This is a genomic window from Veillonellaceae bacterium, from assembly GCA_012523975.1.
GTDB lineage: Bacteria > Bacillota > Negativicutes > JAAYSF01 > JAAYSF01 > JAAYSF01.
Window position 1 is genome coordinate 1 of record JAAYSF010000057.1, and the last position, 8,389, is coordinate 8,389.

The following is an 8,389-nucleotide window of genomic DNA, read 5'->3' on the forward strand; positions in this document are numbered from 1 at the left end:
AATGGTAGGTTCCTTTTTTGGGGTTGATTTTATAGTATGAAGTTAACTGGGTGAGGAGGCTTTTTAAGGAATTTGATAAGGTCAAACGTGTTTGTAATCTGGAACAAAAGCGATGGGGTTTAGAACGGCGTGGCAGGGAATCTGCTTGCGGGAGTTTAATATCTCTTTTAATAACTAACTTTGGGAGGTAGTATAATGGCCAATTGTAATGAAGCAAACTGCACCTGTCCTAAAACTACTTGTGAACGGCATGGCAAGTGCTGCGAATGCATTAATTTTCATCGCAGCCGGGAAGGCAAAGTCTTCTGCATGCGGGATCAACAAAGCAACAAGTAACACATAGCCGTCCATAGGGACGGCTTTTCTAATTTTCGTTCAGAAGTACGAGGCGCTTTCAACGCTTCCTAAGTGACGCACCATCCCCGCGCTTCCCTCTGCCGTGTTCTTGTAATAGAGGATTTCGGGATTGTTTTCAGAAATATGATATTCATTCGAACCGGTTTAATTAAGATACTACAGATGGTTTGTACATATAGGGAGGATTAAGTTTGAAAAGGTCAGTTCCGTTTAAGTTTATTCATTGCGCTGATCTCCATCTTGCAACACCGTTTGAGGGGATGTTTGATAAGGTTCCGCCTGCAATCGGACTTGCTTTGCAAGATGCAACGTTTAGGGCGTTTGATAAAGTTGTCCAGGCGGCTGTTTTACATCAAGTGGACTTTGTTGTCATCGCCGGGGATATTTATGATGGCGTCAGACATAGCACCCGCGCTCAGATAAAGTTCGCCGAGGCGTTGGAAGAATTAACCGGGCAGGGGATTAAGTGTCTGATTGCCCATGGCAACCACGACCCTCTTGAGGCGTGGCGGGCGCAGTATAGCCTTCCGAATGGCGTACACCGTTTTGGATTTGAGACGGTAGAGTGTGTACCTGTTGCTAAAGAAGGTAAGGTTATCGCCAATATTTATGGTATTAGCCATGCCGTTTTCAATGTTGAGGAAAATCTCGCTAAGCGTTTTAAACATATAGATAAATCAATTTTCTCGGTCGGGGTGTTGCACTGCAATGTTGGAAAAATGAATGACGACCGTTATGCACCCTGCAGTTTAGAGGATTTACGGCAGAGCGGGCTGGACTATTGGGCGTTGGGTCATGTACACACCAAAAGTGTGTTGAGTCCCGAGCAGCCTTGCGTTATTTATCCCGGGAATACCCAAGGGGTAAGTATTCGTGAAACGGGTCCGCGCGGCTGTTACTTAATTGAGGTTGATGAACACGGTAAGGTTACGCCGATTTTTATTAGTACGGAAGTAATTCGGTGGGAAAAGGCGGAATGTAATATCGCCGGTATGGAGCAGCTCAATGAACTAATTGCCAGCCTGCATAAAATCAAGGACGATGTCCGCCGGGCTGCTGAAGGGCGCGGGACCATTCTAAGAATTGGCCTGGTGGGGCGCGGAACGCTCGACAAGGCGCTGCGCGGCACAAGCAAGGCATTTTCACTAAATTTAGAAAGCGATTTAATTGAGCATCTCCGGCAAAATGAGGACACGAGAACTGATTTTGTTTGGCTGGAATCTATAGCTGTAAATACCCGGCCCGAAATTGACCTTGAAATCCGACGTAAGGCGCCCGATTTTGTTGGTGATTTCTTGCGGCGCTCAGCCGAAGTGCGGCAAAGTATAGCTTGCTTAAATCCGCTGGACAAGCGTCAAGAGCTTAAAAAGGTTATTAGCGGTTATTTAGGTGGCCGCCCTGAATTTAATAAAATTTCTTTCATCCTGGAAGACATGGCGGATGATGAACTGTTTAGATTGCTCGAGGAGGCCGAAACAATAGGGCTGAATCTATTGGTTGATGGTGAAGAAATATGAAAATAAAAAATATCTATATAGATGGCTTTGGGATTTACAATAATCAATCGCTCAAGAATATCGCTGATGGTTTGGTCGTGTTTAGCGGAAATAATGAGAGCGGTAAAAGTACACTGATGCAGTTTCTTAGAAATGCATTTTATGGCAATAAACGAGCCAAAAACCCGTACAAACCTGTTAGGGGAGGCATGTTTGGCGGCAGTATTGATGTTGTCTTGGATGACGGTCAGCAGTACATGCTCCGGTGGGATAACAAGGGTATTACCGTCACAAATACTGACGGGGTCAGCCCTGGCATAAATCCTCAGAAGGTATGGCTGGGCGGACTTGAACGGGAAACCTATGAAAGCATTTTTTCGATTGGCCTTCAAGAACTGCAGGGCCTTAAGCTGCTCGACCGCGATGATGTACGGGGGCGGTTCTTTGCTGCAGGGGCGGGGTTGAATGCTGTAGCGTTAAATAACGCATATCAGAATATAGATGCTAAGTTGGCAAGTTTGCTGAAACAGCGGGGGGACTCAGTAATTAGCCGCCTGCTTAATGAGAAAAAGACTGCCGATAATCAGGCATGCGATTTAGAAGGTGAAGACCGGGAATATGCCGCGACCCAGGCTGAATGCTACGCTTTGCAGAAATTAATCAGCCAAGCAGGAGAAGAACTTGAAAATACAAATCAACGGTTGATTCGACTTAGTGAACTTAGCAAGGCACGCGAGCCATGGGCTGAACTGCAGATTCTGCAAGAAAGGGCTGCTGAGCTGGAATATGCAAAAATATTTCCCGGAAATGGTGAAGTGCGCTATGAAGGATTGCTAGCCGGTGCTGAAGCTTTGAGTAGCGATATTAGCGCCAAAGCGTTGTTTGTAGCTGAAACACGGCACAACAGCGAAGAAATCCGAATTGATAACGCTATTTTAAACAATGGATCACAAATTGAAGCATTATACAAAGAAAGAGGCAGCTTTGAAAACGCCTTAGCTGCGCTGCCGATAGACCGCGTAGAATGTGACAGGGCTTGGCAGAACTTCCTTAAGAGTCTTCAGGAAATTGGTCCTGATTGGGATGAAGCAAAACTCGAGACAGCTGACATATCGGTACCTGTTTGCCAGCAAGCCGGCGGTTTCGTAAGTGACTTTGCAGATATCAAGGCTGAGCAGCGGCAGGTTGATGAACGCCACCGCGTTGAAGCTTGCCGGATAAAAAATGCCCGCACTAAACTGGCACAGCTCGAGCAAAAACTATGTGAGCTAGATGAGCCTGAGCTTAAAACTGAAACAGCGCCGATTGCGCAGGAAGCAGCGGCTAAAACCATCCAAACTTTGCTTACTAAGATTGATAATCTGAATACCAGACTTGATTTGCAGCGTCAGGAAGAAGTCTGCCTATCTGCCGCCTTAAATAATCTTGGCCAGCGATCATCGGCAGTGGGCACTGTATTGCCGGCTTTTATTTCCCCGCTGCTTGCTAGCGGCGTAGCACTGTTAGCTGGATATTTGACTATCGCCGGGCAAACGGCGGCAGCTGGCGGAACCCTGTTGTTCGGTCTATTGGCTGTATGGTACTTGTATGCTGCCCGCAAAAATATGGTTCGAGCAGGTGAAATCCGTGAGCAGGAGCGGGTAGCTGAAACGAGCCAACTAGCACAAAGTATAGCCAGACTTGAACATGACATTGCCGCTATCGAAGCCGCTATCGCTGCTGCAGAAGGCAGTTTGAAACATTTATGCTGGAAATTTGGATGGCCCATTATCGATAACCTTAACGATCTCAATGAACTTGACAAAAAGCTTATCAATCAACGTCAAATCTATCACAAATGGTCGTCCTTAAAACAGCAGGTTAATGAGGTGGATGAGGAAATAACTTTAGGTTTGCAGTCCCTTGCATTGGTAGAAAGCCGTAAGGTCGAGACTGCTGAAAAATTGGCCGCCCTTGAACGGGCATGGCAGACCTGGCTTAAGGATAAGGGGTTTCCAACTGACGTCAGACCAGAAGGCTTTGAAATACTGAAGAAAGCTATAGAAAATGCGCGGACCGCGCAAAGGCATTGGCAATCGGTAAAAAACCGGGTGGAAGATACTAAACAATATATCGAAACCAAAACTAAGGAGATTGCCGCAGTCATTAAGGCGGTAAAAGGAATAAATATTACTGAGGTTGATGTTGCTGATTTGGACAAGTTGTATGAAACTTTAGGTACAGCTAAGGCCAATCAAGAAAGATATACTAGTCTGAATCAGACAGCCGCAGCTGCCGCTAAAGAGCTGGCAACCCTAGAAGACCGAATGGACGCCGTGCTAAACCAATTTAACCAACTGCTTGACGAGGTTGGCCTTGCCGGTTGTCAAATGGTCTCCGAAGTTCCAGCTTTTCGGAAGATGGCACAAGACTACAGGGACTGGAAAAGCATTCAAGACCGGATTGACAATAATAAAGCCTTGCTGCGCGGCATTGCCGGCAGTCCGGACAAGGAATTAGAGTTAGGCACTGAATTGGCGGTTAGGACTGAAGGTGAAATAGCTGCTGAAACTGCCAAGTTGGAGAATGAAAAATTAAGATTGCAGAAAGTAATTAATGACAGTCGCGATAGCGTCGGCCGCCTAAGCCATAAACTCGAACAAATGCGGCAAAGTATAAAATTGGATAATATCAGAGTTAAACAAGAGCAAGTCAACAGTTTGCTTAAACATTCAGTTCAGGAATGGCTGTCATACGCAATTTGCCGCGGTATGCTGGAAGAAACCCGTGCGGTGTACGAACGGGAGCGGCAGCCGGCAGTTATCAAAGCGGCCAATGAGTTGTTAAAATTAATGACAGGCAGCCGCTACCGGATAATTACCCCTGCAGGCACTGTTAAGCTTGAAGACGAAACCGGCAAAGTAAAAGAAGAACACCTCTGGAGCAGTGGTTTGGCAGATCAGGTATATTTGGCCATTAGACTTAGTTTGGCGGCCGAGTTTAATAAGGCTTCGGAGAGTCTGCCGATTATCCTTGATGACGTTTTGGTAAGATTTGACCAGCAGCGCCAGGCCGGGATAATCAGAGGACTTTTGCAGGCTTCTTCCCATCAGCAAATATTTCTTTTCACTTGTCAGCAGCAGCTTCCGGAGCTTGTTCGGCAAGTCGTCACTGAAATAGAAGCGGATTGCGCTCCATATGGAATTTATAATGTGGCTGACGGGGCGATCTGTAAATTCCAGTAGACAAAAACAAACCGGCAGGCGGAGCGCTTGCCAGTTTATAAAATCAAGCCGAATCTTTTGCGGTTTAAAGTTTAGGCTTTCGGCTGGGTGGCTAGAAAATTGAGGACTTCCTGAATATCCGGCAACTGGGGCAATGGATAAACTTTTACCCAAATAACCTTGCCATTTTCGTCGATTATAATATTTACCCGTTCCGAAAATCCATCTTGCTCGCGAAAAATGCCATAATCCTTGGCGATTTTTCCATGCGGCCAAAAGTCGGATGGGAGCTGGACCTTGCTTATTTGGATAGCGTAAGCCCATAGTTTTTTGGACGGAGTAGGATCAACACTGAAGCCAAGCGGGATGGTATTATATTTCTGAAATTGCTCTAAATTATTTTCGAGTGCACGCATTTGGTCAGTGCAGACCGGTGTCCAAGCTAGCGGATGCCAGGACATTAAAACCTTCTTGCCTCTAAAATCTGAAAGTCTGATGGTTGTTTCCCGATTATCCGGACAGCTAAACTCCGGGGCAGTATCGCCGACAGCAACAAGTTTCATTGACTAATCCCCTTTCAATGTATATAGAAATATCCTACCCAAAAAGCAGGCTTTATTTGCAGTGAAGTTAATTTGCTGATGATAATTGTTGCCTATAATGCATATTAAGGCTATAATTTTATCAAAGCTTTTTATTGAATTACACCAATCCTGCACTATGCAGGATTTTATTTTTTAGCCTGGGCCCCGCGCAAGCCGGGTTTTCTAAGGTCAATGCTGGATTAAGCCCGTGGTTCTAAGCTGTCCGGCAAGTAAGAGGTGCAGACTTTGAGAGTATTTATTGCGGAAAAACCAAGTATGGGGGCCGAGATTGCTAAATGCCTGCCTGGACCAATAAGTCGTAAAGACGGTTATATTACGACAGGCGATGGTATTGTTACATGGGGTTTTGGTCATATTCTCCGTCAGGCTGAGCCCGGTGAATATGATAAGAAATACGAGAAGTGGCGTTTGGAAGACCTACCGATTATCCCTCACGAATGGAAACTCTTTGTGGCTGATTCATGCGAAAAACAATTTGGTATCATCAAAGGCCTGTTGGCTAAAGCGACTGAAATTGTCCACGCCGGTGACCCTGACAGAGAGGGACAGCTGCTGATTGATGAAGTTTTAGACTATCTCAACAACGACAAACCAGTCCGGCGGATATTGCTTAATGCACTTGATGAAAAAAGTATAAAGAAAGCTATTGTCAGTTTGCGGGACAATCAAGAGTTTATTAATCTCAAGCAATCGGCGTTAGCCAGATCGCGGGCAGACTGGCTGATTGGCATGAATCTGTCGCGAGCCTATACACTGGCAGCCCGGCGGGCGGGACATCAGGTTACACTGCCGATTGGGCGAGTTAAAACCCCAACCTTGGCCTTAGTTGTTAGGCGCGAGCGGGAAATTGAAGGTTTTACTACGGCGAATTATTTTATCGTTAAAGCCGAGTTTCTGCACGAAAATGGCTTATTTGTTGCCTATTGGAAACCGCGGGAAGATCAGGCCGGTTTGGATACAGAAGGCCGAATGGCTGATTCCGCTGTTGTCGAATCACTTATGACCGGCTTTAATTCGTTGGAAAAATCCGGAGTAATTGAGCTATGCGAAACAACCGAAAGGAAAGAATCGCAGCGCCTGCCGTTATCGCTGTCAACGCTTCAGGTTTTGGCCGGGAAAAAGTTTGGCTATGACCCTCAGACCGTTTTGGATACGGCGCAAAAATTATATGAAAAGAAACTGACAACATATCCGCGTTCCGATTGTGAGTTTTTACCGGAATCACAGTTTGCTGATGCTGCAATTATTCTGGATAACCTGCGGAACCTAAATCAGGATGAAATCTCAGTATGGGCCGGCGGTGCTGATTGTACGATAAAAAGCCGGGCTTGGAACGATAAGAAAATTACTGCTCACCATGCCATCATTCCAACGACTGTCAAATGCAATTTCGAGGGGTTAAGTGAAGTTGAGCGGAATCTCTACTTTATAATCGCCCAAACCTACATAGCGCAATTTTATCCGGTGCATGTTTATAATCAAACCCGTATCGAAGTGCGCTATGCTGGTGAGTTGTTTGCCGCGAGCGGCCGGATTGTTCTGGATGCAGGCTGGAAGGCTCTCTACGGCGCTGAGGCCGATGAGACCAAGGACGAGGACAGCGGGGTGCTGCCGGCGATGAAGAAGGGCGATTCTGCTTCGATGAACCGGGCCTGGGCCGATAAGAAGACTACCAAACCGCCGGTGCGCTTTACCGCGACGACTTTACTGGCCGCAATGAAGGAAATTCATAAATATGTAAAAGATGCTGAACTCAAAAAGCAGCTTAAGGATGTGTCCGGCATTGGTACCGAGGCAACGCGGGCTACAATAATCAAGGAACTGATTGACCGGCGTTTTCTTAAAGAACAAGGCAAAAAGAAATACCTTTCTCCAACCCCTACGGCCTATCTTTTGATTGACACTCTCCCGGATGAACTGACCTATCCCGACTCAACCGCTATCTGGGAAAGCATTTTACACCGAATGGTCGGCGGCAACGAAAGCTTAAGCTCATTTTTACAGCAGCAGGCCGAGTTTGCGACTAAGCTATGTGCAGAAGCAGGCAGTCTCAATCTGCCTTTAAATGGCGAGCATGTCTGCCCGCAATGCGGTAAGGGGGTTCTGCAGGCGCGGAACGGTAAAAACGGCAAATTTTGGGGATGTTCGGGCTATCCGGTGTGCAAGGCGGCCTATGATGATGTTGACGGGCAACCGAAAAAGCCTGAGTATCCTTGTCCGCGCTGTAAAAAAGGCGAAATCAAACTGCGTAATGGCAAGAATGGGCCATTTTGGGGTTGTACCAAATTTCCGGAATGCCGGGCGACCTATTCGGATGACAATGGTAAGCCCAAATTTCCGGTTCAGCGTCAGGTCCCAATTAAGGGATTGGGGTCAAATGCCGCAAGAAATAGCAGTTGATGTGGAAAGCTATTTATAGATGAAATATTATTCAGTTTGCATATAGGAGAGAAAATAATGAACGAATTGTTTCAGAGACTTGGCCTGAGCGAAGCGTTGTTAACAGGGCTAAGCCGACTTGGAATTTCCCAGCCAACCGAAATTCAGCAGCAAACGATCCCGCTAGCGCTTGCCGGTAAGGATATTATTGGGCAGTCGGCTACCGGGGCTCGTGTCATAATAGTGACAGGGTGCATAAATGCTTTAGTATCAAGGGTTTCGGAAACTTTTATTAAAAATCTCCACTTAATATTCTTATAGATATGTCGATATATATTAAGAAGAAGTG

General features: G+C 46.2%; 6 protein-coding genes. 5 read left to right on the top strand and 1 reads right to left on the bottom strand.

Annotated elements, in window-relative coordinates; all coding sequences use genetic code 11:
* Positions 1-195 precede the first annotated feature (195 nt).
* The 3 genes from GX348_07720 to GX348_07730 all read left to right on the top strand — a co-directional run bounded on the left by GX348_07720 (position 196) and on the right by GX348_07730 (position 5,077).
* On the top strand, positions 196-336 hold the full coding sequence (locus GX348_07720; protein ID NLP42072.1) for a hypothetical protein: 141 nt from the start codon (positions 196-198) through the stop codon (positions 334-336).
* 212 nt (positions 337-548) lie between these two features.
* Positions 549-1,874 (top strand): DNA repair exonuclease, encoded by a 1,326-nt coding sequence (locus tag GX348_07725; protein NLP42073.1) that lies wholly within the window; start codon positions 549-551, stop codon positions 1,872-1,874.
* Complete coding sequence (locus GX348_07730) at positions 1,871-5,077, top strand: AAA family ATPase (protein NLP42074.1); 3,207 nt, start codon at positions 1,871-1,873, stop codon at positions 5,075-5,077. Before GX348_07725 ends, GX348_07730 begins: the two co-directional genes overlap by 4 nt.
* Positions 5,078-5,148: 71 nt before the next feature.
* On the opposite strand, the gene GX348_07735 is transcribed toward GX348_07730, so the two are convergent.
* On the bottom strand, positions 5,149-5,619 hold the full coding sequence (locus GX348_07735; protein NLP42075.1) for a redoxin domain-containing protein: 471 nt from the start codon (positions 5,617-5,619) through the stop codon (positions 5,149-5,151).
* A gap of 267 nt (positions 5,620-5,886) precedes the next feature.
* Here GX348_07735 and GX348_07740 point away from each other — a divergent pair, with 267 nt between their 5' ends.
* On the top strand, positions 5,887-8,061 hold the full coding sequence (locus GX348_07740) for a DNA topoisomerase 3 (protein NLP42076.1): 2,175 nt from the start codon (positions 5,887-5,889) through the stop codon (positions 8,059-8,061).
* A 57-nt stretch (positions 8,062-8,118) separates the two neighbouring features.
* On the top strand, positions 8,119-8,361 hold the full coding sequence (locus GX348_07745) for a DEAD/DEAH box helicase (GenBank protein ID NLP42077.1): 243 nt from the start codon (positions 8,119-8,121) through the stop codon (positions 8,359-8,361).
* Positions 8,362-8,389: the final 28 nt, after the last annotated feature.